The 24,044-nt window shown below is 37.9% G+C and carries 24 protein-coding genes; 3 read left to right on the top strand and 21 right to left on the bottom strand.

Going from position 1 to position 24,044, the window contains the following annotated elements; translation table 11 throughout:
- Positions 1–78 precede the first annotated feature (78 nt).
- Positions 79–1,245: a TraB/GumN family protein gene (locus ACWNMY_RS14745; protein ID WP_449539025.1), complete on the bottom strand. Its 1,167-nt coding sequence runs from the start codon at positions 1,243–1,245 to the stop codon at positions 79–81.
- Positions 1,246–1,386: 141 nt separating this feature from the next.
- A complete protein-coding gene (locus tag ACWNMY_RS14740) occupies positions 1,387–2,877 on the bottom strand; it encodes an alanine/glycine:cation symporter family protein (RefSeq protein WP_449539024.1) in 1,491 nt (496 codons plus the stop codon).
- Positions 2,878–3,253: 376 nt separating this feature from the next.
- Here ACWNMY_RS14740 and ACWNMY_RS14735 point away from each other — a divergent pair, with 376 nt between their 5' ends.
- Positions 3,254–3,598 (top strand): cupin domain-containing protein, encoded by a 345-nt coding sequence (locus tag ACWNMY_RS14735; protein WP_449539023.1) that lies wholly within the window; start codon positions 3,254–3,256, stop codon positions 3,596–3,598.
- 36 nt (positions 3,599–3,634) lie between these two features.
- Here ACWNMY_RS14735 and ACWNMY_RS14730 read toward each other — a convergent pair whose 3' ends face one another.
- Positions 3,635–4,792: an ABC transporter permease gene (locus ACWNMY_RS14730; protein ID WP_449539022.1), complete on the bottom strand. Its 1,158-nt coding sequence runs from the start codon at positions 4,790–4,792 to the stop codon at positions 3,635–3,637.
- Complete coding sequence (locus ACWNMY_RS14725; RefSeq protein ID WP_449539021.1) at positions 4,782–5,534, bottom strand: ATP-binding cassette domain-containing protein; 753 nt, start codon at positions 5,532–5,534, stop codon at positions 4,782–4,784. The genes ACWNMY_RS14730 and ACWNMY_RS14725 overlap by 11 nt, the downstream gene beginning before the upstream one ends.
- Positions 5,535–5,696: 162 nt before the next feature.
- On the opposite strand from ACWNMY_RS14725, the gene ACWNMY_RS14720 reads away from it, so the two are divergent.
- Complete coding sequence (locus ACWNMY_RS14720) at positions 5,697–6,395, top strand: LytR/AlgR family response regulator transcription factor (RefSeq protein WP_449539020.1); 699 nt, start codon at positions 5,697–5,699, stop codon at positions 6,393–6,395.
- Between the two features lie 13 nt (positions 6,396–6,408).
- Positions 6,409–7,389, top strand: coding sequence for a sensor histidine kinase (locus ACWNMY_RS14715; protein ID WP_449539019.1), 981 nt, complete (start codon positions 6,409–6,411; stop codon positions 7,387–7,389).
- 136 nt (positions 7,390–7,525) lie between these two features.
- On the opposite strand, the gene ACWNMY_RS14710 is transcribed toward ACWNMY_RS14715, so the two are convergent.
- The 17 genes from ACWNMY_RS14710 to ACWNMY_RS14630 form a co-directional block, all read right to left on the bottom strand.
- The gene (locus ACWNMY_RS14710; protein ID WP_449539018.1) at positions 7,526–9,022 is read right to left on the bottom strand and encodes a DHA2 family efflux MFS transporter permease subunit; all 1,497 of its coding nucleotides are present in this window, start codon (positions 9,020–9,022) and stop codon (positions 7,526–7,528) included.
- Positions 9,023–9,207: 185 nt separating this feature from the next.
- A complete protein-coding gene (glsA, locus tag ACWNMY_RS14705; RefSeq protein WP_449539017.1) occupies positions 9,208–10,137 on the bottom strand; it encodes a glutaminase A in 930 nt (309 codons plus the stop codon).
- A 253-nt stretch (positions 10,138–10,390) separates the two neighbouring features.
- On the bottom strand, positions 10,391–11,089 hold the full coding sequence (locus tag ACWNMY_RS14700) for an ABC transporter ATP-binding protein (protein WP_449539016.1): 699 nt from the start codon (positions 11,087–11,089) through the stop codon (positions 10,391–10,393).
- The gene (locus ACWNMY_RS14695) at positions 11,082–11,852 is read right to left on the bottom strand and encodes an ABC transporter ATP-binding protein (RefSeq protein WP_449539015.1); all 771 of its coding nucleotides are present in this window, start codon (positions 11,850–11,852) and stop codon (positions 11,082–11,084) included. Before ACWNMY_RS14695 ends, ACWNMY_RS14700 begins: the two co-directional genes overlap by 8 nt.
- Before the next feature lie 5 nt (positions 11,853–11,857).
- Positions 11,858–12,859 carry a branched-chain amino acid ABC transporter permease gene (locus tag ACWNMY_RS14690; RefSeq protein WP_449539014.1) on the bottom strand — a complete coding sequence of 334 codons (1,002 nt, stop codon included), beginning with the start codon at positions 12,857–12,859 and terminating at the stop codon, positions 11,858–11,860.
- The gene (locus ACWNMY_RS14685) at positions 12,860–13,723 is read right to left on the bottom strand and encodes a branched-chain amino acid ABC transporter permease (protein WP_449539013.1); all 864 of its coding nucleotides are present in this window, start codon (positions 13,721–13,723) and stop codon (positions 12,860–12,862) included.
- Between the two features lie 223 nt (positions 13,724–13,946).
- Positions 13,947–15,179 (bottom strand): ABC transporter substrate-binding protein, encoded by a 1,233-nt coding sequence (locus ACWNMY_RS14680; protein WP_449539012.1) that lies wholly within the window; start codon positions 15,177–15,179, stop codon positions 13,947–13,949.
- Positions 15,180–15,549: 370 nt separating this feature from the next.
- Positions 15,550–17,124: a benzoate-CoA ligase family protein gene (locus tag ACWNMY_RS14675; RefSeq protein ID WP_449539011.1), complete on the bottom strand. Its 1,575-nt coding sequence runs from the start codon at positions 17,122–17,124 to the stop codon at positions 15,550–15,552.
- A 302-nt stretch (positions 17,125–17,426) separates the two neighbouring features.
- Positions 17,427–18,221, bottom strand: coding sequence for an enoyl-CoA hydratase/isomerase family protein (locus tag ACWNMY_RS14670; protein ID WP_449539010.1), 795 nt, complete (start codon positions 18,219–18,221; stop codon positions 17,427–17,429).
- 164 nt (positions 18,222–18,385) lie between these two features.
- Positions 18,386–19,870, bottom strand: coding sequence for an aldehyde dehydrogenase family protein (locus tag ACWNMY_RS14665; RefSeq protein WP_449539009.1), 1,485 nt, complete (start codon positions 19,868–19,870; stop codon positions 18,386–18,388).
- A 17-nt stretch (positions 19,871–19,887) separates the two neighbouring features.
- Complete coding sequence (locus ACWNMY_RS14660) at positions 19,888–21,087, bottom strand: thiolase family protein (protein ID WP_449539008.1); 1,200 nt, start codon at positions 21,085–21,087, stop codon at positions 19,888–19,890.
- Positions 21,084–21,833, bottom strand: coding sequence for a 3-hydroxyacyl-CoA dehydrogenase family protein (locus ACWNMY_RS14655; RefSeq protein ID WP_449539007.1), 750 nt, complete (start codon positions 21,831–21,833; stop codon positions 21,084–21,086). Before ACWNMY_RS14655 ends, ACWNMY_RS14660 begins: the two co-directional genes overlap by 4 nt.
- A complete protein-coding gene (locus ACWNMY_RS14650; RefSeq protein ID WP_449539006.1) occupies positions 21,823–22,683 on the bottom strand; it encodes a 3-hydroxyacyl-CoA dehydrogenase NAD-binding domain-containing protein in 861 nt (286 codons plus the stop codon). Before ACWNMY_RS14650 ends, ACWNMY_RS14655 begins: the two co-directional genes overlap by 11 nt.
- Positions 22,684–22,702: 19 nt before the next feature.
- On the bottom strand, positions 22,703–22,864 hold the full coding sequence (locus ACWNMY_RS14645; protein WP_449539005.1) for a PaaD-like zinc ribbon domain-containing protein: 162 nt from the start codon (positions 22,862–22,864) through the stop codon (positions 22,703–22,705).
- Entirely contained in the window at positions 22,854–23,483 is a 630-nt protein-coding gene (locus ACWNMY_RS14640) for a Phenylacetic acid catabolic protein (protein ID WP_449539004.1), read from the bottom strand. Before ACWNMY_RS14640 ends, ACWNMY_RS14645 begins: the two co-directional genes overlap by 11 nt.
- A 1-nt stretch (position 23,484) precedes the next feature.
- Positions 23,485–23,715 carry a hypothetical protein gene (locus ACWNMY_RS14635; protein WP_449539003.1) on the bottom strand — a complete coding sequence of 77 codons (231 nt, stop codon included), beginning with the start codon at positions 23,713–23,715 and terminating at the stop codon, positions 23,485–23,487.
- A complete protein-coding gene (locus ACWNMY_RS14630; RefSeq protein WP_449539002.1) occupies positions 23,712–24,044 on the bottom strand; it encodes a metal-sulfur cluster assembly factor in 333 nt (110 codons plus the stop codon). The genes ACWNMY_RS14635 and ACWNMY_RS14630 overlap by 4 nt, the downstream gene beginning before the upstream one ends.

Genomic DNA, 24,044 nt, shown 5'->3' with positions numbered 1-24,044 from the left:
TTTATAACTTATCATAAGGTTGAATTTTATAGTTTCCTAAACAACTAAAAAGGCCTGTCCATTTGGACAGGCCTTTTCTTATAGATTCTGGAAAAACAATCGGACAACATCTGCACCGCCTATAAATAAACCAAGCGATGTACCTAAATTCGATAATACGATAATTAGTAAAATTCGAGTGACTTTATTGTGCCAAAAGCCTTTTACACTATAAACATCTGTGGAGAGTGTTTCGAAATCCTTTACACTAGGACGTCTTAAAAAGGCTTGGACAAACCCAGCAATCCACCCTGCAGCAATCAATGGATGTAATACACCAATAGGAGCTGCAAAAAATGCAGTGACAATCGTAAGTGGATGTCCAAATGCGATAGCAGCTCCAATAGCAGAAAACGAGCCTGTCCATAAAACCAAGCTTAGTGTTTGCTGTAAGCCAGCAGCTGGGTTTGCTATAAAGGTGTACGCAATAATCGCGATGATTAAAATCGGAATCGCCCATCCAATAATTTTCGGTGCTTTTGATTTTGGTGGTAGCTGCGTTAGCTTCTTTAAATCATGTTCTTTCTTTATCTCTTCCTTTATTCCTGGTACATGGGCCGCACCAAGAACCGCTACAATCTTTTCCCCAGGAGCTTCTTTGATTTTTTGAGCCAAGTACTGATCTCTTTCATCAATAAGTGGAGTCTTTAATTTAGGAAAACTAGTTGAAAACTCAGTCAGCATCGAATTCAGCATATCTTGGGATTTCATTTTTTCAAGTTCCTCTTCAGTTATGCTTTCATTGCTAAAAATACTATAGATGATCGACATTAATAGCTTCATCTTTCCAGTGAAACCAACGGAAGACCAAATACGTGAAAAGGTTATTTGAATATTTCTATCTGCTAAAACTAATTCAGCACCAACTTCTTTCGCTGAATCAATTCCCTGGATCATTTCTTGACCAGCATTGATTCCGAATTGGCTGGCCATACGTTTTTGAAAGGAAGATATCGCAAGGTTCATAAGTAATAATGTTGCCTTTTTCTCTTTAATAACCTTAAAGATGTCCATTTCCTTCCACTTGTTTCCATCCATCATCGATTTATATCTAGGTTCATCAAGTTCAATACAAACCGAATCAGGCTGTTCTGCCTCAATTACTTCTTTAACTTGTTCCGCACTATGCTTTGAAACGTGCGCCGTTCCAATTAATATGTATTCCTTACCATCTAAGTGGATCCTCGTTATGTTTTCTTCAGACATCATTGACCTTCCTTATACATCTCAATTTGGTATAGGTTTAATTTTAAACTAGATTGGCATATATTTGAATTCTTTTCCTAAAATTATTCATATCTAAATAAAAAGACTGAAAACCCATATAAGGTCTTCAGCCCATTTCGTTTATCCTGGGAATGACTTGTCGTTATTAGATAGTGCTCCTGAAGGATTATCTTCATGCTTATAATCATTCACCCAATAGTCAGCGTTTTTAATTCCAAGCTTTACTGGGTCAAAGACTGGATCTAGACCAGCCTTACGCTGTTTCTCATAATCCCTTAGAGTAACCAATGCAGGTTTCGCCAAAATGAGTATGGCAATGACATTCAGCCAAACCATTAATCCTAACCCTACATCACCAAAGGCCCACGCGAGCTTCGCTTCGTTAACCGTTCCATATGTCATCGACCCCAATAGGACGATTTTAAGAATAAACATGGCCACCTTACTATTTCTGTTTCTCAATAAATAGGCAATATTGGTTTCAGCCATATAGTAGTAAGCCATGATTGTTGTGAAGGCAAAGAAGAACAATGCAACTGCTGTGAACCCTGCACCAAATCCTGGTAGTGCTGTTTCAACTGCTGCCTGTGTATAAGCAGGACCTGCTTCCACTGTTTCGCCTAAGTTATTTTTTATGAAGCTACCATCCTCCGCTTGCACATTGTACATACCTGTAAATAGGATCATAAACGCTGTAGCTGAACACACCAATAATGTATCAATGTATACTGCTGACGCTTGAACAAGACCTTGTTTTGCTGGATGCGATACTTCTGCAGCTGCAGCTGCGTGAGGACCAGTACCTTGACCCGCTTCATTTGAGTAGATACCACGTTTTACTCCCCAAGCAATTGCCATCCCAATAATACCACCAAAAGCTTGCTCCGCACCGAAGGCGCTCTTAAAGATTAGTGCGATGACTGCCGGTAATTGACCAATATTCATGATCATAATGATGATCGCCATAAGGATATAACCGATAGCCATAAATGGAACTACATACTGAGCAACATTGGCAATTCGTTTAATTCCACCGAAAATAATAGCGCCAATTAAGACAACTAAAATAGCTGCTGTAACCCACTTATTGATTCCAAACGCATTATCCAAACCTGCAGCAATGGAATTTGATTGAATACCAGGCATCAGAAATGCCATTGCCAACAGGGCTGCGAGTGCAAATACAATACCATACCATTTCCAGCCGATTCCTTTTTCTATGTAATATGCTGGCCCCCCACGATATTGCCCATCTTGCTTTTCTTTATATATTTGAGCAAGTGTTGATTCAATAAACGAAGTAGAGGCCCCTATAAAGGCAATTGCCCACATCCAAAAAACTGCACCTGGACCACCAAAAGCAATAGCTGTTGCTGTACCTGCGATGTTACCTGTCCCAACACGACCTGATAGAGAAACAGCTAACGCTTGGAAGGAAGATACCCCAGCTTCTGAGCTTTTCCCTTTAAACATAAGGCTAGTCATATCTTTGATGTGCCTTACCTGTAAGAAGCGTGTCAAAATAGAAAATAAGAGTCCAACGCCTAGCATTCCATAAATCATTACTGGGCTCCAGAGGATACCATTCAACCAATCAGTAAATGCTTGCATGTACATTCTCCCCTCTTTCTTTTTAGAAAATTTAGTATATTAAAAATTATAGTCCATCTGTCCACATAACACAATATTATTGTTATATAACAGAACGGAACCAAAACTCCTATACTTACACACCAGTACTATTGAAGGTGATCAGTAAAAATGTATGCGTTTTCATAGATAGAAATTCCTGTATTTCTGAAATTAGTTAAGATAGTTGTTTTTCATAGTTCCTTTGATTCCTTATCTTAGAATACTGTAACTTTAATGTATAATATATCGATTTCTACTATATTTCTTTTTAGATGATGACATAAATCACGGTAAAACGAAAAAAACTTACCTATAATGAGTATATAAAGACATAAAATCATAGGGGGCGATTTATTTGAAGAAAGAAATGCTTGAGAATTTTATAGAATTTAATAAAGAACGTCTAACCAAGCGTGTCCTATTTAAGGAAGGCGGAAGTACTGTCTTCGTATTGAACTTTATACCAAATCAAACATTACCACCACATACACATCCAGGGTCAAATGTATATCTACTTGTTCTCGAGGGTGAGGGTACATTCACAATTGATGAACAAGAAGTAAAGGTTAAGAAGAATGATGTAGTCGTTTGTACAGGAGAAGAAAAACTTAGCTTCAAAAATGATGGAGCTGAAAATGTAAGTGTATTTGTTACGTTAACCAAAATTCCTGATGAAAACTATGCGAAAAATTTCAATTAAAAAAGACACCTGCCTTTTATTCGGCAGGTGTTTCATTTAGTTCATGACCCATTTATCCTTCATGAATAAGATTCTACCAATCACAAAGAAGATAACGATACATAGAATGTTACTTCCAAATGTGTATAGGATATGTTCATAATTAACAATTCCAAATAGTAGTTCCTTAAGTAAGCTAAATAGATTCATAATAGGGATGATAAAGTGATTCGCAGATAACTCATTTACCCCTATACCTGTAATAATCATTGCTGGAAACATAGCGATCATCATAACTGGTGCACTATAGCTTTGTGCTTCTTTGATCGTTTTTCCTATAAGACTTGTAACCATTAGGATCGATGCATTAAATGCTGCATACAGAATAGATAGAACAACAGCTATACCAATAACCAGAAGGGCATCATCGCCAAATGTCATGGCTTCTTTAAGATGAGTTGTTAAAAAATTTATCTCAAACGCCACTACTGTAAGGGTAATAATACCTATTACTGAGCCAATCGTTGTAATAGTTAACCACTTGGCAAAAAGTAAGGTAGTTCTTTTTACAGGTGTCATTAAAAGTGCTTCCATTGTTTTCTTTTCTTTTTCCCCTGCAAATAAATCTGCTGCTGATGGACCAGCTCCAACACCAATGGCAATTGAGAGGATTAATGGGATTAAGAATGCTATTAAATCAACACTTGAATCCTCATTTGTTAATTCTTGATGTTCAACATTGAAAGGCTTCATTATGGAAGGATCAACTCCTTCTGTTTGTAAGCTTACAGTTACCACATTTTTTTCAAAAACAGTTAATGTACTTGTTACAAGACTCATTAATTGAGATGATTTTGAACTAAAGGAATCTCCAATTATCGTTACAGTTGCTTCTTCCCCCTTTTGAGCAGAGGAGATAAAATCGGGTGATAATTGTAGTGCTGCTTGCGAATCACCATCCTCAAGCGTTTTCTCTAAATTAGAAGACTCAATAAGTTCTACATTTTCTATTCCCGTAAAAATCGTCTCCGCGGCAGGCATTGAGCCTTCATCAACTGCTAGCTGATACGTATCTCCTTCTCCATCAGAAATCATATTCTCATAGAATAAAGTCATACCAGTCATCATAATGATTGGCAAAAATACAGTGAGCAATAATGTTCTACGATCCCGAAAACTATCTTTAAGTTCTTTAATATATATATTACGAAGCATGTGATTCGCTCCCCCTTACTAATTTACTCATGAATATATAGTTCAAATCTTGACTTCCTTCTGATTGATAAAGTTCTTCAATATCACCATGGTAGACAAGCTCACCTTTATGCATCATCGCAACTGAGTCACAAAGCATGGAGACCTCTTCCATAATATGACTAGAGAAGATAATCGTCTTCCCTTCTCGCTTTAACTGATGTACTAGCTGTCTAAATACATTTGATGACGTAATATCTAGACCAGTGGTTGGTTCATCAAAAAGAATAATATCTGGGTTGTGAATGAGAGTTCTTGCAATTGCTACTTTTTGTCTCATCCCTTTTGAGAAGCCACCAACTTTTCGATTCAAGTAATCTCGCATACCAAACATTCTTGCTAATTCATCAATTCGTACCTTAGTTTCATGTTTACTTAATCCATATAAGGAAGCAAAGTATTCTAGATTTTCTCGGGCTGTTAGGCGATCATATAACCCCGTTTCACCTCCGAATAATACTCCGATTCTCTTTTTTACCTCTCCTGAATTTTTCTGTGTATCAAATCCAGCTACTGTGACACTTCCATCTGTGGGGGTAAGTAGTGTTGCAATTGTTCGAAGGAGAGTCGTCTTCCCCGCGCCATTTTCACCTAATAAACCAACCACTTGGCCTTTTTGAACAGTAAAGCTTACATGCTTCAATGCAGTTATAAAAGTCTTTTTATCTTGAAACCTTTTCGTCACTTCATTTATTAAAATCATTTTTTCCACCTCGGTTTGTTGTTCTTGATGTTCTTATCATACAAAGAACCACAAGGAAAATCTTTAGTTATGTCGTGAAAGTACCATTTTTTGTCGCGAATTGGTCAAATTTAACACTAAAGGTGATAGAATAAGAGAAGATTACATGTGAGGTTGATCAAAATGAAGGTTGGACTAGTAGATGACCGTATAATTGACTTAGATAAACTAAAAGCCATTGTATCGAATATGGAAGGCGTAGAGATTGTATTCTCAACCTTATCTGCTGAGGAAGCCTATGAACAGATTAAAAAAGAAGAAATTGATTTATTAATAGCAGATATTGAAATGCCAAATTTATCAGGGTATGAGCTCGCTGATATTATCCACTCACACGCATTAAATATATCGGTCATATTTGTGACAGGTAATAGTGGATATGCTGTTCATGCATTTGAGCTAAATGTCCATGATTATATCATGAAGCCCTATCCGAAGGAGCGTTTAGTAAAATCAGTTGAACGTTTACTAGAGAAAACGAAATCAGCGGATATACAAGGAAGGCTTTATTTAAAACAAAAAAATGAAATACATATACTTCAAAAGAAAGACATTATTTTTATCGAAAGATCTGGTCGTTCAACTACGATTTTCACAAAATCGGGTCCGATTAAAACATACCAAACTCTAAATGAATTAGAGGGAGAGCTACGAGAAAGAGACTTTATTCGTTCACATCGTTCTTTCATAATAAATATCCACTATGTAAAAAATTTCTCTTTGTATGCCAAAAACTCATATATTGTGAGCTTTGAAGGAATCGAAGAACAGGCAATGATTACAAAGGAAAAAGTAGACTTCCTGCAACAATATTATTTTTAAGGTGGCGTACCATTTGAAACCAGCTATACTCTATTGGTTCCTTTTAACAGTGTTAGGAATTTTCCACGTCCACTCACTGTTTTTAACATTACCATGGAATATCCCGATCTATGCAACAAGTTTGCTAGTTGCTTGTAGTATCTATTTTTTATACAAACATACTTATCTATATATCTCTTCGTTAGGAAGAAGTTGGAATACTATTCTATTTTTTCTTCAATGCATGCTACTGATAATTTATGTTGTATTCCAGCCTACTTGGGCTTTTATTGTACCCTTTTTCGTTTTTATTGGTATCGAATGTACTCGTTGTTTACTTTCAAAGAGACTGTATGTTTTACATGAAGAAGTAAAACAGTTTGAGGATCAACGTGCCCAATTTAATGAGACATTTCGGATTGTTCGTAGTGAACGTCATGATTTTTTAAAGCATGTTTCAGCGATTCACTTTATGCTAGAAAATGAAAATAACGAAGAGGCAAAAAGATATCTTGATGAATTAGTTGAGGGCTATAAGGAAACAAATCTCTCAATTAAAGGAGAGCGAGGCGTGGTAGCAGGCATACTCCATCAAATGTATCGAAAGGCAAACGAACTTGGGATTGCCATTGTTTATGATTTTGACCTACCACTCTCCTCTTTACCTCTTTCCGATCATCAAATTGTTACATTACTTGGTAACCTATTATCGAATAGCATTGATGCTTCAGAAGAATGGCAAAAGGAATATAACAAACAAGCCTTTGTTACCTTACAATTTTATAAAAGAAGTGGTCTGTACATTTTACAATGTAAGAATAGTACACTTCCTATTCCAACATCGATACTTGACGGTTTATTCCAATCCTATGGTAAAACGACTAAAGAAAATGGACATGAAGGGCTAGGCACGAAGCTAATACATGATGTTGTACATGAATCTAATGGCTTCTTAGATTTTGTTTATAAGAACCAGGAGTTTTCAGTAAAAGTCAAAATACCTGCTATTAAATAGAGAGCGTAAGGCAGGAAGCTTACAAAACGCGCTGACATTACTTTGTAGAAATCCTTATATGCTCAAGTCAATTTGGGCGATGCGCATCGTATATAAAAAGGAGAAATCGTCCCACGGGGGTTGATTTCTCCTTTTTTTAGTTCTTGGCTAATGTTGGTTGTACCTTCTGTTTTCGATTCGGTAGCTCCTCTTCTTGCTTCGCACGTTTAATAAAGAACGCTAGAATTAAAGCAAGCAGAATTAAGAAGGTTGAAACGAAAAATGTAAAATTAATACCGTCTAACATTGCAGTTAGCTTAATGTTACCAAGTTGTGCTTCTGTTGGATTACCTTGAATATCCTTCATTAAATTCGTTGTTGATGCTTTTTCTTTTAATGACATAAGCGTTATTAGAAGCCCTGTTCCAATTGCTGCAGAAACTTGGTTCAAGGTGTTGTTTACTGCCGTACCATGAGGATAAAGACTTCTTGGTAATTGGTTTAATCCATTTGTTGATACTGGCATAAATACCATTGACATTCCAAACATTCTTACTGCATGTAATATCACTAGATACATATAAGTTGTTTCGAATGTTAATTGACTAAATAAGTAGGTAGTAGCTGTAGTAATAGCCAAACCTATTATTGCCAATATCCTCCCGCCAAACTTGTCAAATAACCGACCATTAATTGGTGACATCACCGCATTTAAAACGGCCCCTGGTAAAAGCATGAGCCCTGCATCCATCGGAGAGATACCGCGAATGGTCTGTACATATATTGGAAGCAGTAAAAATCCAGAGAACATCGCCATATTCACAGCCATCGTAATGACAGATGCTAATGTAAACATAGGATAACGATACACATCAAAGTTAAGCATTGGCCGATCCATCTTAGATTGTCGCAAAACAAACCAAGTTAGAGCGATAACTCCAATTAGAATAGTTCCATAAACGAGTGGATTCCCCCATCCTCTGTTACCTGCAGAACTAAATCCAAATAATAGACCTCCAAAACCTATGCTTGATAGGACCAATGAGAAAAAGTCGAGGCGTAAAATCACTTTTTCCTTTTTATCCTTAAGCATGATAAATCCGAGAATAAATACAATCACTGCAATTGGAGTGATAAAGTGGAAAAGCATTCTCCAATCATAATGTTCAATAATCCAACCTGATAATGTTGGTCCAATAGCTGGTGCAAACATGAGAATTAACCCGAAAACCCCCATTGCTGCTCCTCGTTTTTCTACTGGAAAACTAACTAACATAACATTCATTAGGAGCGGCATCATGATAGCTGAACCCGAAGCTTGAATCATTCGCCCTGTAAGTAAAACTGGAAATGTATGTGCTACACCCGCTAAAATGGTACCGATTGTAAACAATCCCATTGCAACTAAAAACAACCTACGGACTGTATATTTTTCGATCAAAAAGGCTGTAGTTGGAATCAATATTCCGTTAACAAGCATAAATCCGGTAGTCAACCATTGAACTGTAGATGGGTCTATTTTTAATTCAGTCATAATGGAAGGCAATGCAATATTTAATAATGTATTATTTAAAAACGAAATAAAAGCTCCTACCATTAAAACAGTCAGTATACCGTATGGCGGACGCCCGTTCTGTTTCACGGAAAAGTCCATTGATATTCCCCCTTAGTCGCTAGACATTTAGTACATATTTTTATACCGTGATTTCACATTAGTCATAACTTCTATCTTATAACATGAAATTTTGGATTACAATTAAAAAATACGGGTTAATTTAATACACATATTGTTCAAACAAACGTGATTTTTCCTTATTATCTGTTTATGTATGGCTTAGGTTAGAACATACTTAAATGGTAGGTTTTCGATAAAAGTTCTAAAAGTCTTATGCCCGCGATGCTATTCCCTTTTTCATCTAAGGCAGGTCCAAATATACCGATTCCAAATTTACCTGGTACCGCCCCCATTATCCCACCGGATACACCACTTTTAGCTGGTATACCTATTTTTATAGCAAACTCTCCAGAAGCATTGTACATCCCACATGTAACCATAAACGTTTTACAAATACGCGCGACATCCACCGGCATAATTTGCTCTCCCGTCTGAGGATCTACACCATCCAAGGCAAAAATAAGTCCAATTCGTGACAAGTCGAGACAATTCATCTCAATCGCACATTGCTTAGTATAAAGGTCTATGAGCTCTTCAACATCTTCATCAATGATATGATGTTGTTTTAGAAAATAACATAATGCCCGGTTTAAATGTGCTGTTTCGTACTCCGAACGTGCAATTTCTTCATTAAAATGAATACTTTTATCATTGCCTAGTTTCTGAATGAACGAAAGCAATCTCTCTAATCTCTCATTCACATTTCTTCCTTTAATCATATGTGTCACGGCAAGGGCTCCTGCATTTATCATAGGATTGAGTGGCTTTGAGGGTGCCATTGATTCTAGTTTTGCAATCGAGTTAAACGGATCGCCAGTTGGCTCCATCCCAACCCGCTCGAAGACATACTCTCTCCCTCTGTCCATTAACACAAGTGCTAGACTAATGACTTTTGAGATACTTTGTAATGAAATTTTTTCCTCAATTTCCCCAGCCGAAAAGCAATCTCCGTTAGGATAGGCAATCGCAATCGACAGATCATGTGGATTTGCTTTACCTAAAGCAGGGATATAATCCGCAACACGCCCATGTTTTATTACAGTTCGAGCCTCTTTTACTAATTCCTTTAGTTCATCACTTGATTTACAAGACATAATTTATCACCGCTAGTAGTATTTACTAAATGGATATTTACTATTTATAAATGTTTTGATTGTAAAGTGAATGCATACAGGTAAAAAGATGTGAGTGATAAAATAAACCTTTGTTTTTGGATTCAGCTCGACTGACGGTACGTTTACCATCAACACGTACCCCCTTGTCTAAAAACAATCCAGTGACAGGAAAATCATCAACTAGTATCATCAAAAAGAAATAGCCCATTCCCGGGAATGGGAAGGGCTATTGTTAGCTGCTTAATGCAAGATGCTGGTAAGCGATATCCATATTATTCTTTAATTTTTCCGGACTATCGTGATACACAACCTTACCTTTACTTATGATGTAGACATCATCCGCAATGTGAAGTGCAGTTGAAATGTTTTGTTCTACTAATAACATGGACATACCTGATTCCTTCAAAGCTAAAAGAACATCCATCACTTCGCTTACCATTAATGGCGAAAGTCCCTCAGTTGGTTCATCCAAAAGGAGTATCTTCGGGTTTCTCATTAATGCTCTGCCGATGGATAACATAGACTGTTCTCCACCACTTAATGTTCCGGCATGTGATTTTTCTCGTTCCTTTAATCGCGGGAAATAGTGAAAGATTTTCTCTAAATTCCATTCCCCCTTCTTCTCATCTGCGAATACAGTCAGATTTTCCCTTACCGTTAAGTTCGGAAAGATTCTTCTTCCTTGAGGAACAATCCCAATTCCTCTCTTAGCAATTTGATGACTTTGAAGTGTCGCAATATTTTTGCCTTCAAAGAGGATTTCTCCCTGGACATTTTTAACAAAGCCAATAATAGAACTAATTGTCGTGGTTTTTCCCATTCCATTTCTTCCAAGTAGGGTTACGACCTGACCTTCCTTCACTTCTAAATCAACTCCATGTAGGATATGACTTGATCCATAAAAGCTATTCACTTGCTTCAAACTAAGCATGAGAAGCCTCCTCCCTACCTAGGTAGATTTCCTTAACTTCTTCATTTTCACGAACCTTTTCTGGTGTACCGTCAGCAATGAGCCTTCCCGTATGAAGGACAATCACTCGGTCCATGTTTCCGAATAGTACATCTATGTCATGTTCGATCATACAGATTGTCACTTCCTGTGGGAGCTTATTAATAAGTGCAATAATTTGATCTGTTTCTACCTGCGACATCCCTGCAGTTGGTTCGTCTAATAATAGAAGTTTTGGTTTCCCGGCTATCGCCATGACAATTTCAATTTGTCTTTGAACACCGTATGATAACTCTTGCACTTTGCTTTCACTATATTCTTCTAGATTCCATTCATGTAAAAGAGCGTCAGCATCCTCATGTAATTGCCGGTAGTTTTTTGAACTTACTTTTTTCCACCATTGGACATGTTCTTTCCTCATTTTTTGTAAAACGAGAAGAACATTCTGTCTAACCGTTAAGCCAAACATAAGGTTATTCTTCTGAAAGGTCCGGACAATACCACTTTCCGTTCTTGTATAATTCGGAACCTTCGTAATGGTATTATCAAAGTAGATAATTTCTCCGCCAGTTGGATTTAAATCCCCTGCAATCATATTGAAAAAAGTTGTTTTTCCTGCTCCGTTCGGACCAATCAACCCTACTCTTTCCCCAACTGCAATCTGCAGATTAATATCTTCAATTACCTTTAGTCCACCAAAATGCTTAGATAGATTTTGAATTGAAAGTATTGTAGTCAATGTCACTCCCCCTATCCATTTACTTTTGATTCCTGTTTGATTGGTTCAATAAGGTCTTCTTTAACAGGATGGGGTTTCACTTTAAATAAAGTGCGGTGGATACTAGAAGATATTCCCGCAATGCCTGATGGAGCAAAGATTGTAAACAGAATGAACGCTGCACCAATTATCATCATCCAACTTTCCGTGTAAGAGCTAATAATGGTTTCTAAAACAACGATAAAGGCTGCTCCAATGACTGGTCCCCATAATGTGCCTGCACCACCCACTAACACCATAATCAAGACAGATCCTGATACTGTCCAATACACATCTGTAGGGGCTACAAAGCCATTAAAAAATACATATAAACTTCCAGCTAAACCTCCAAGGGTACCTGCAATTAAAAAGCTAATATTTTTATAGAACGTAGTGTTATACCCAATTGATTTCATTCTATCTTCATTTTCTTTTATCCCGATAAAGACATATCCAAGTGGGGAATGCAGAAACCTGTTTATCAAAATAACAACTATTGTGAATACCACTAATGTAAAGTAGTAAATAAACACCTGATTTGATAACATAAAATCACCAAATAGAGTAGGCGTCGGAATACCTGATAGGCCGTTTGAACCCCCGGTTACATCTGTCCACTGGTAGATGATTGAATACACCATTTGGGAGCAAGCAAGTGTCAGCATTAAAAAATAAAACCCATGTGCTTTAGTAGAGACAAAGCCGATTAGTAAGGCCAATAAAAAAGCAAATACCATACCAATCACTATTGTCAGAAATACATTTGTAGATAAATGACTAGCTGCAAGACCTGTCGCATAGGCTCCCACCCCGAAAAAAGCTGCGTGACCGAGTGAAACAAGCCCCGTCTGACCTACTAAAATATTTAAACTAATAGCGAAAATTCCATAGATTAAGATTTCTGTAAAAATGTTTACATAATAGAGAGAAATGAAAAATGGAGCTGCTACCATAAATGCAAGTAATAAACTACCTTTTACCCAGTGTTTGCCCATTTATGCCCTCCTTCCTATCAATCCTTGCGGACGGATAATGAGTACTGCAGCCATTAATGCAAATGTAATGATTAAGCTAAGTTCTGGAACAAAGTACCGACTAAATGTTTCGACGATACCTACTAGCAGACTGGCAACAATCGTACCGGAAACAGAACCGAGACCACCAACAACAAGCACAACTAGAGATAAAATTAGAATATTAAACTCCATCCCAGGTGCTACTCCTAGGATAGGTGAACCAAGAACCCCACCAATCCCTGCTAGAAAACTTCCAAAGAAAAAGACAAGAGTAAAAACAAGATGGATATTTACTCCTAATCCCCCTACCATCTCTTTATCAGATAAGCCTGCCCTTATAACAGCTCCCCATTTTGTTTTTTCCTGTGTATACCAGAGAGCGACTGCAATAATGATTCCAACTACAATTAAAGCAAGCCTGTAAGAAGGAATCATGTTACCCATTACCTCAACTGATTGACTTAGGAAAGCTGGTGGCGTGACGGTCATAATATTTTTTCCCCATATAATAGAGAATAGATCATGGAAGATGTATGCCAGACCAAAGGTTAACAACACCTGTGAAAGATGGCCAAGCTTGTATGTAGGACGTAGTAAGATAACTTCCAACACTAGCCCAATGATTGCAATGATAAAAGGAACCACCAATAAAGCAACCCAAAATGGCAGACCTGACTTTACTACAATCGAATATCCAAGATAGGATCCTAATAAATACAAGGAACCATGTGCTAAATTCAAGACCCCTAATATACCAAAGACAAGACTAATCCCACATGTAATAATGAAAAGGAGAAATCCATAGCTAAGGGCATTCATCATTTGTAAAACTAAAGTATCCATTATTACCCCCCTCAGTTGAAAATCGTAAGGCGCGCGGTCTTTGGCGACGTAAGACGAGCGCTGACAGGCGTTTTTTGCCTTAAGAAGCGACATCAATGACCTCGAGCCAATGACGCCTGGAGCTAGACATCGAAACTAAGTGCGAAATTTGATGTGTTCTTTACTTTTAAAAAGAAAGAGGCGTGACAAAGTAAACAGCCTCTTTCTTCATTTTCGAATTTTCTTATTTTCCTGGGTCTACAACTTCAGGTACTGTATCAATCACCTTATTTTCTGTATTTTCACCATCTAAGTATGTCTCAACGATATAAAGGTTTTGGATAATTTGATGCGTTTCCTTATCAAACTTGATTGGACCTCTAGGACTTTCAAGCTCAACCTTTGAGATTTCTTCTACAAACTTATCAGGATCTGACACATCTCCACCTAACGCTTCAATTGCTTTTGCCATAATTGCTGCTGCATCATACCCCTCAGCAGATTCGATACTTGGTCTAGCGTTATACTTTGCTTCATACGCTTCAACAAACTTTTTATTCTCGGGAGTATCCAAGCTGTAATCCCAGAAAATTGAAGCTATAATCCCTTCAGGAGATGTACCTTGCTGTGGGCGAGTGTCCTCAGCTGTAAGCCAACCAGAACCTATTAAAGGGATCTTCCCTTTTAATCCATATTGCTCATATTGCTGTACAAACCTGATTGCATCAGTTCCTGCAAAGAAGGCATAGATTCCATCGATATCATCACGATTCATTTTTGCTAGGTATGAGGAGTAGTCATTATTACCTAGAGGGGCAAATACCTCTTCTACTATTTCCCCACCTGCTGCAGTATAAGCGTCTTTGAATGCTGCAGTAGCCTCATGTCCGAACGCATAGTCAGCAGCTGTTAAATAAATCTTTCCACCAATATTGTCATACGCCCATTGACCCATAGAGTGGCCGATTTGGTATGAAGAGAACGAGGAGCGCCAGATATAATCACTACGCTTTGCTCTAGTCAGATCATTGCCACCTGCGTGCGATACAAGGAATGGTAACTTATTCTTATCCACCTCGTCTCGAATTGCATAGGCAACCGCAGTACTGATTGGTCCAGTTAATATATCAATTTTATCCTGCTCCATTAATTTTCTAAGTTTACGAAGTGAAACCTGTGGATCTGCTTCTGTATCCTCATGCACAATCTCAATCTTTTTTCCAGCTGCCTCCCAACCAATTTCATCAAAGTATAGCTCCATTCCATTCATTACGTTCTCACCCAACGATGCATACACACCTGTTGATGGTAGTAGAGCACCAATTTTAATCGGCTCATCACTTGCAGTACTTGTAGGTTCGTCTTTATCTTCTTTTTCACCCTTGTCAGATGTTTGGTTGATGGCGCCTGAACTACATGCCGAAAGTAATAGAACAAATGCTAACATGAGTATCCAATTTCTCTTTACTAGTTTCATGATAAACCTCCTCTTATTTGTTAACGCTTACAGCGCGCTTCCTTCTCGATCTACTACGTAAATGGATACCACCTTTCTACCTTTATAATATTTTGAATATTATTATAGTTATAACTATTCGCATATTCAATACTTATTTACTACTTTCATTAAAAAAACGTAATATATTTTTCTCTTGTAAAAAAGCTATCTACAAAAAATGGCCCAGCGAAAGCCGAGCCATCCAATCACCGCGACTCTAATACCTTCAGTATTTACAATAAATTCAACTGGTTAATTAGATTGTGCATACCAATTTATAAGATATATACGCCGCTGATATTCATTATGTTATTTTTACAACCGTTAAACAAACGTCTTTAATTTTTCATTACTGCCTTAATTTGAATCGTTGAAGTTTTCCGGAAGCAGTTTTCGGGATTTCATCCATAAACTCTATGATTCTAGGATACTTATAAGGTGCTAGATTTCCTTTTACATAAGCCTTTAATTCTTCCTTTAGCTCATCGGAAGGAGCCACTCCTTCTTTTAACACAATACAAGCCTTTGGCAGATCAAGATTTTCTTCTGTTTTCACTCCAATAACCGCTACCTCTAGTACTGCATCATGCTTAAGTAGAGTTGCTTCTACTTCGACCGGAGATACCCATATTCCCCCAACCTTAAGCATGTCATCTGATCGTCCTGAATACCAAAAGTATCCCTCTTCATCTTTATAATATTTGTCGCCTGTATACATCCATTCTCCGAGGAACTTTTTCTGGTTTTCAGCAATATTTGACCAGTATCCTCCTGTTAAGCTCTCACCTTTAATCACTAAATCTCCGACCTCATTTGGGCCAATCTCTTGGGCTTGGTCATTCACAATTTTCGCTCCATAGCCAGGTACAACCTTTCCGGTGCTACCAGGTCGAATATCTCCTACTCGATTCGAAATAAAGATATGTAGAGCTTCCGTAAGCCCAATTCCATCTAATATATCCAGATTAAAGAGCTGCTTCCATTTGTTGATAAATGTATCAGGTAAGGCTTCACCAGCAGATACACAAACCCTAACAGAGGATAAGTCAGGAATAATGCCCGTTCTTTCCACATAATTAATCAAGCTGCCATAAAGAGTTGGAACTCCGAAAAAAATCGTTGGTTTTGTTTTCTCAATTGTCTCAAACACTTTATCTGGTAGGGGTCGATCCTTTAGGAGAACTGTTGTACCTCCAGCTCCAAGAGGAAAATACATACCATTGCCAAGCCCATATGCAAAGAAGAGTTTTGATGCAGAAAAGGTAATATCATTCTCGTTAATACCCAAGACTTGTTTCGCGTACGTATTTAGTGCCGCTTCCATGCTTCGTTGATGGTGAATTACCCCCTTTGCGTTACCTGTACTACCAGAACTGTACAACCAAAATGCCGGGTCATCCTTAACTGATAAAAAGGATTCAAGCTCCTTCGAAGCATTGTTTACAAACTCATAATAGTCAATTTCATTCGAGTCTACTGGTGTATTTTCTGTAACGACGATAACATGCTGAAGATAGACAAATCGATCTCTATCTGCCTTAATTTTGTTCCATAGATCCTCGTGGACTACGAGTATTTTTGAACGGCTGTGGTTTAACAGATATTCATAATCTTGAGGCTGTAACATGGTGTTTGTAGGGATTGGGAGCGCGCCAATTTTCACCGCACCATAAAAAGACACGATGAATTCCGAGCTATCATGCATAATCATAAGCATGCGATTTTCATTTTCTACGCCTAACCCTTTGAGAGCGTTTCCAAATTGATTAACACGATATAATAATTCTTGGTATGTGACCTGCTCGTCACCACTGAAAACTGCTACCTTATTTCCTAATCCATTTCGTACATTTTCTTCAATAAATCTATCGGCTGCATTATACTTCGTGTTTATACCCTTTAAATCCGAAGCTACATTTATCACATTTTTCCTCCTAACCTATCAAATGATAGTTAAATTTCATATGGTGGAGGTAATTTGTTTACCTCCACTCAATCGGAGACATTCTAGATGATATTTGATATTAGCACTATGTAAATAGTGCATTTTAGCCGTAATGAAGAATGAAAGATTATACTTATTTGTGTCTAATTATGATAATATCCTAATTGTGATTCTATGAAGTTATAATTATTAGCACTATGAATATAGTGTTTTTATTTCAAATACTAGGATGGTACTTGAAATTACCATCTGATCAAATCGTATTTTCGACTGCTTTTTTCTTACTTACCAGACCAGTTTGCTTCACGCTTTTCAATAAACGCACTGAGTCCTTCTTGTGCATCCTGTGAGCGGAATAATAGATTTTGCAGTTCACCTTCATAACGAATTGCTACGTTTAATGGCATTTCTTTACCGTTCATAATAGATAGTTTTATATTTGAAGTAGCATAGGTTGCACTGTTTGCAATCTTATGGGCATATTCTAATGTTTTCGCCCTCATTTCTTCTTGAGGGTATACACGGTCTACTAGTTTAATTGCTAAAGCCTCTTGTGGTGTTAATGTTTCGCCGGTAATGTTTAAATCAAGTGCTTTTGAGTGTCCAACCTGACGAGCTAGACGTTGTGTACCACCTGTACCTGCTAATACCCCTAAAGATACCTCAGGAAGACCGATTTTTCCTGCTTGGTCGCCCATGAATCGAAGATCACATGCTAAAGCCATTTCTAATCCTCCACCAACAGTGTGACCCTCTAAGCAAGCAATCCAAATTTGCGGTGAACGAGCAATCTTATCCAACGTTTCGTTACAGAATAAGCAGAATTGTGTTTTAAAACGTGGTTCAGCAGATTTAAGGAAGTTAATATTCGCACCCGCTGAGAAGAACTTTGGCATATCACTCATGAGCACAACTACCTTAATATCATTGTCGAAACGAATATCATCAATCGCAGCATTCAATTCCTTGTAGTACTCAAGGTCATACGCATTCGTTTTATTCACATGCATGTGAACCTCGGCAATTCCATCAGCTTTTTTTACTGTAAGTGTTTTTGTTTCTAAGTTAATTGACATTTTCCATTCCTCCAGTTAATTAATTAAATGTAACTAACAATATTTGTTCCAGGCTTTTTTCAAGCCTCTCCTAATGTCCGAAACATCCTCAATGCAAGTAAAGTTATCTAAGTAATCCAATTGAAAAATGCGAAGTTTTGTATTCGGAAAATTATTTATATATACTATATTCTGAAAATATTTAACGGACGTTCGCCATTATAAGACATAACACTCTTTGTTTCTGTATAAAGGTCAAGTGTTTCTACACTTAATTCCCTTCCAAAACCTGATTGTTTGTACCCTCCAAAAGGTGTTCCAGGGAATGCAGAGATTGGGCAATTTACCATTACAATACCCGCTCTTAATCCTTCTGCGACTCTATGTGCTTTACCATGGTCTTTCGTCCAAATGGCTGAGCCAAGTCCGAATATGGAATCATTGGATTTTGTTAACACTTCTTGTTCATCTTTAAACTTCATGATAACAAGTACTGGACCAAAGACCTCTTCTTGCGCAATTCTCATGTCATTCGTTACATTTGCAATCACTGTGGGTAAGTACCAGTATCCCTTATTAAATTCGCTACCTTCAGGACGTTTTCCTCCATAAAGAACCTCTCCGCCCTCTTCAATTGCAAGTTTTACATAACCGTCAACAACCTCTTCATGCTCTTTGGAAATCATGGCTCCCATATGAGTTTCTTTATCGAATGGATCTCCTATTTTTAGCTTTTTCGCTTTTTCAACAAACTTCTCAACAAATTCATCATAAATATTTTCATGTACAAATAGTCGTGAGCGCGCTTCACAGGATTGCCCTGTATTATAGAAGATTCCGTAAATTGAGCCCGCAACAGCTCCGTCAATATCACAATCATCAAATACGATATTTGGAGATTTGCCACCTAATTCTAAGGTCACACGTTTTAGAGTTTCGGAAGCCTTAGACATAATATCTTTCCCCGTCTCTGTTTCACCAGTAAAGGCTACTTTATCGACTCCAGGGTGTGTGGTTAAGTATGGTCCAATTACAGAGCCACTGCCTGTGATGACATTCACTACACCAGCAGGAACGCCTGCTTCGTGACAGATATCTGCAAGCATATATGCCGTAATAGGTGTATGTGAAGCTGGTTTTAGAATAACTGGGCATCCAGCTGCAATGGCAGGTGCAATTTTCCAAGCGGCCATCATTAATGGATAGTTCCATGGAATAATTTGCGCACATACTCCCACAGGTTCTTTACGAGTATAGTTAAAAAACCCATTCGGTACAGGATTTGTACGACCACCAAATGTTGTTATCGCCCCAGCATAAAATTCAAAGTCCTCTATCGCTTGACCTATTTGTCCTTTAGCTGCAGCAACCGTTTTTCCGCTATTTAACACTTCCGCTTCCACAAGGTCATTAAATCGTTCACGCATGATAGCAGCAATATTATTTAGGACTCTCGCTCTTCTTGCTTGTGGTAGTTTTGGCCATTTTCCATTTTCAAAAGCGTTTCTAGCGGCATCAACAGCACGATCTACATCTTCCTTAGATGCTTTAGCAACCTTTGCCAAAACCTCACCAGTAGCAGGATTATAGGTTTCAAAATATTCATTATTGCTACTATTGGAGTATTCTCCATTGATTAATAATTGGTATGTCTCTTTTAATTCAACCATAGGTATTCCTTCACTCCCTACATTTTCTCTAATATTGTTGCGATTCCTTGGCCAACTCCGATACACATGGTTGCTAATCCATATCGCACATCACGCTTTTGCATCTCATGAACAAGTGTTGTGACAATCCGAGATCCACTACATCCTAGTGGGTGCCCTAATGCAATTGCACCGCCATTGACATTCACTTTATCCATATCGAAATCTAATTCCTTTATACACGCAACAGATTGGGCTGCAAATGCTTCATTAATTTCAATTAAATCGAGATCCTTAACGGTTAATCCAGCTCTTTGTAATGCTTTTCTTGTTGCAGGTACCGGTCCAATTCCCATATAAGCAGGATCTACACCACTAACTGCTGATGTGATGATTCTTGCGATCGGCTTTAAACCAAGCCTTTCCGCTAGTTCCTGCTCCATAACTAAGACTGCACTTGCACCATCATTTATCCCTGAAGAATTTCCAGCTGTTACAGTGCCATCTTTGCGGAAAACGGGTCGTAGCTTTGCCAAGGCTTCAAATGTAGCTTCTGGTCTGACATGCTCATCTTCCTTAAAAAGAAGAGACTCACCTTTTTTCTGTTGAATTTCGATTGGAACAATCTCATCATTGAATCTACCATTTTTGATTGCAGCTGCTGCTTTCTGTTGACTAGCAAGCGCAAGCTCATCCTGCTCTACTCTAGAAATGCCATACTTATCAGCTACATTTTCAGCTGTTTCACCTAAACTGATAGTCGGATACATTTCATCCATGACAGGGTTAACAAGTCTCCAGCCAAGCATGGTGTCATGTAAGGTTTGATTGCCTCTTGAATTCGTCACCTGAGGTTTCATCATGACATATGGAGAACGTGTCATACTCTCGGTTCCACCTGCAATAAACACATCGCCTAAGCCAGACTTGATTGCAGCTGAGGCTTGATTGATTGCTTCAAGGCCAGAACCACATAAGCGATTGACGGTGACACCTGGAATATCAACTGGTAAACCAGCCAATAGTAATCCCATTCTTGCAACATTTCGGTTATCTTCCCCAGCCTGGTTTGCACAACCCATAAAAACATCTTCGATTAATGAAGGATCAATATTCACCCTGGACATTAACCTTTTAATAACATGACCCGCTAAATCATCTGGCCGGATACTCGTTAACGAACCATTTAACTTCCCTATTGGAGTACGAACAGCATCGATAATGACTGCTTCCCTCATATTGAAATCTCCTTATTCTGACGGCTTTGATAGTGGTAAAAACATTTTTCGGTCTCTCCACCAATCCAACCCGCATACACAAGCTTCCTAATGAGCGGTGCTGGACGATAACGTTCTTCCCCTAACTCACGATATAATCCATTTAATACTGAATAGATATCATCTAAACCTATCTTTTCGGTCCATTCAAGGGGACCCATTGGATAATTTGTACCTCTTTTCATTGCCACATCAATTGCACTTGCATCAGCAGTTCCTTCCATTACCGCATATGCTGCCTCATTGACAATCATGGATAAAATCCTAGGGAATACAAACCCTGCTTCATCCTTTACCACTTCAATATCCTGACCAATCAACGCGAAAATGTCTTGGACAGCTTGAACACAGGTTGTATCTGCCTGCAGAGGTAATGCAACTTCAATTAAGGTGCCCTCTTTAAAAGTAGCAAAGGTCCCAAACCCTACTAATCTATCAGGTTTATTTAGCCATGAGGCAATTTCAGTTGTCGTCATACTAAGAGCTGTAGATAAAACTAGCGTATCAGGTGAAATACTTGCCTCAATTTCTTGTATTCTGCGTTTTTTTTCCTCTTTATTTACATTCATCGTTTCAATAACAACATCGACATGTTGATTTAATAATTGGTAGTCAACTAAGTGGACTTGTTGATTTTCTCGGAAGGCATTAGAGAGTTCTTTTGCTAACAAGTTATCTCCTACAATTACGACTGTTTTATTTGTCATAACGGAAGTACCCTCCTTTTGTTTTTCTGCCTAAGCTACCTGATTGAACCATACGTTCCTGGTAGTAGTGAGGACGAAACCTACTTTCCCCATGAAACCCTTCGTATACTGATTTCGTTGTCGCGAAATTAATATCAATACCAATTAAATCCTGCAATTCGAAGGGTCCCATTTTAAAATTACCCGCTCTTTTCATAATTCGATCGATTTGTTCAATTGATGCGATATTATCATTCATAATACGTAGTGCTTCATTGTAAAAAGGACGAGCAACTCGGTTTACAATGAAACCAGGAGTATCCATACATGTAACAGGACTTTTGTTGATACATTTCGCAAAGTGCACAAGTTGCTCAATTGTGTTTGAATCCGTTTTCAATCCTTTTACCACTTCCACTAAAGTCATAATTGGTGCGGGATTAAAAAAGTGCAATCCCGCGATTCGTCCAGGATACGAACATTGACCAGAGATTTCAGTAATTGAAAGTGAGGATGTGTTCGTTGCGAGAATTGCATCTTTTGCACATACTTCTTCAAGCTGAGAAAAAATAGTACGCTTAATCTCTATCTTTTCAGGTGCTGCTTCAATCACTAATTGACAATCAGCAAAAGAATTCATATTTGTTGATATAGATAAACGATTTTTTGCTAGTTCAGCGATTTGAGATGTGATTTTCTCTTTTTCTACCAATCTATTTAACTTTGATTTAATTGAATCTTTTGCACGGGTCACTGTTTCTTCGTCAATATCAAATAGCACGACAGGGTATCCATTTTGAACAACCAATTGGGCTATCCCCGCACCCATAGTCCCTGAACCTATTACACCTACTTTTTTTATTTGCTGCATGATATTCGATCCTTTCTACTTAGCCGCTCTTTTCCTTTTGCCAACGAATGTATTCGAATACGCTATGACACTTGTTACAATAGTATTGTCTAACCAATTGGGCTGTACCAAAGGATGAAATCTTTTTTACGTCATCAGATGAACAAAACGAACATTGCACCTTTTCATTGTTAGCCGACATTTGTTCCTGCCACATCCTTAGAGATCTCTTGAATTGTCTTATTAAACTTTTCTACCATGTTTGCATCCTTTGGAATAATATTTTCTGAGATTAAATACAAATCAGTTTCAACTTTAACTAACCATTCTCTTGCCTCAACGGATGTCTTTTCAAGTGCCTCTCTGCATCTTCTTGGAATGGAGCCTTTATCCTCTAAAAGCTGTTGGCACCAGCTTCTTGAGTATATTAAATGCTCCTGCTGTTCCTTCAACATTTTTGTAAACGGAGGGTTAACTTGTGGATTGTCTGCCTCTAGCATTGCTTTCATGACTAAGTCCATGGCTACATTTGTTACATACAGACCTGAGATAAGCTCAATCCAATTTCCAATTGCCACATTGTTTTGGAATGCCTTCCCTGATTGGTGCCTAATTTCTGTTTTACTTCCCTTTAAATCGGAAACCCATCTGTATAATAATCTCGAATGACCTAATTCCTGTTGAGCCATTGCAATTGACGATAAGGTTCCCTCAAGAGTCGGACCACTGATGCCGATTTCTACCAATCTATCACCTAAAATAAATTTATTATCAGCTATTGTCTCACCTAACTCAATTAAAGAAATGCTTTCCTTGTTCACTTCATTCTCCCTCCTTTGCAAATAATGGCTCTGGGCTTCGAACACAAACAAGTGCATCCTTTTTTACTACGTACATTTCAACCCAGTCTTCTTCATCGTAGATATGCTTTGCATATATTTTGGCTAACTCATCATCGACAGCTTTAAATGTTCCTACATGAATAAGCTCATCACCACGATTGATACGGGTAAGAAGAAGGTAATCATGTTTGTTTGTTACTTTTACAGTCATGAGCTAACCCCCCAGTGTTTTAACTTTTTTCTTCCTTCTTCACTAAGGTTTTCTACTGTCCAAGGTGGGTCCCAAACAACTTTGATCGTCACATCTTGGACCTCTTCCTCCTTCAAGAGTCTTGTTTTAATATCGGATTCAATCCACTGCATACACGCACAGCCAGTGGATGTATAAGTCATCTCAACCTCTATATTATTAACATTTTTCGTAATGTTATAGATTAACCCCATATCAACAACACTAATTGGAAACTCTGGATCCATCACTTCTTTTAGAGCTTCCCAGTACTTCTTTGTTGGTGTTTCATTTTGGGTAATTCCATTCAT

The sequence above is a fragment of the Ferdinandcohnia sp. Marseille-Q9671 genome (genome assembly GCF_976954385.1).
This window is presented reverse-complemented; position numbering and strand designations above follow the sequence as displayed.

Coding starts and splice junctions, on each gene's coding strand:
- ACWNMY_RS14745 (WP_449539025.1), bottom strand. CDS start 1,245: ATGTCTGAAGAAAACATAACGAGGATCCACTTAGATGGTAAGGAATAC.
- ACWNMY_RS14740 (WP_449539024.1), bottom strand. CDS start 2,877: ATGCAAGCATTTACTGATTGGTTGAATGGTATCCTCTGGAGCCCAGTA.
- ACWNMY_RS14730 (WP_449539022.1), bottom strand. CDS start 4,792: ATGCTTCGTAATATATATATTAAAGAACTTAAAGATAGTTTTCGGGAT.
- ACWNMY_RS14725 (WP_449539021.1), bottom strand. CDS start 5,534: ATGATTTTAATAAATGAAGTGACGAAAAGGTTTCAAGATAAAAAGACT.
- ACWNMY_RS14720 (WP_449539020.1), top strand. CDS start 5,697: ATGAAGGTTGGACTAGTAGATGACCGTATAATTGACTTAGATAAACTA.
- ACWNMY_RS14710 (WP_449539018.1), bottom strand. CDS start 9,022: ATGGACTTTTCCGTGAAACAGAACGGGCGTCCGCCATACGGTATACTG.
- glsA (WP_449539017.1), bottom strand. CDS start 10,137: ATGTCTTGTAAATCAAGTGATGAACTAAAGGAATTAGTAAAAGAGGCT.
- ACWNMY_RS14700 (WP_449539016.1), bottom strand. CDS start 11,089: ATGCTTAGTTTGAAGCAAGTGAATAGCTTTTATGGATCAAGTCATATC.
- ACWNMY_RS14690 (WP_449539014.1), bottom strand. CDS start 12,859: ATGGGCAAACACTGGGTAAAAGGTAGTTTATTACTTGCATTTATGGTA.
- ACWNMY_RS14685 (WP_449539013.1), bottom strand. CDS start 13,723: ATGGATACTTTAGTTTTACAAATGATGAATGCCCTTAGCTATGGATTT.
- ACWNMY_RS14680 (WP_449539012.1), bottom strand. CDS start 15,179: ATGAAACTAGTAAAGAGAAATTGGATACTCATGTTAGCATTTGTTCTA.
- ACWNMY_RS14670 (WP_449539010.1), bottom strand. CDS start 18,221: ATGTCAATTAACTTAGAAACAAAAACACTTACAGTAAAAAAAGCTGAT.
- ACWNMY_RS14665 (WP_449539009.1), bottom strand. CDS start 19,870: ATGGTTGAATTAAAAGAGACATACCAATTATTAATCAATGGAGAATAC.
- ACWNMY_RS14660 (WP_449539008.1), bottom strand. CDS start 21,087: ATGAGGGAAGCAGTCATTATCGATGCTGTTCGTACTCCAATAGGGAAG.
- ACWNMY_RS14655 (WP_449539007.1), bottom strand. CDS start 21,833: ATGACAAATAAAACAGTCGTAATTGTAGGAGATAACTTGTTAGCAAAA.
- ACWNMY_RS14650 (WP_449539006.1), bottom strand. CDS start 22,683: ATGCAGCAAATAAAAAAAGTAGGTGTAATAGGTTCAGGGACTATGGGT.
- ACWNMY_RS14645 (WP_449539005.1), bottom strand. CDS start 22,864: ATGTCGGCTAACAATGAAAAGGTGCAATGTTCGTTTTGTTCATCTGAT.
- ACWNMY_RS14635 (WP_449539003.1), bottom strand. CDS start 23,715: ATGACTGTAAAAGTAACAAACAAACATGATTACCTTCTTCTTACCCGT.
- ACWNMY_RS14630 (WP_449539002.1), bottom strand. CDS start 24,044: ATGAATGGAATTACCCAAAATGAAACACCAACAAAGAAGTACTGGGAA.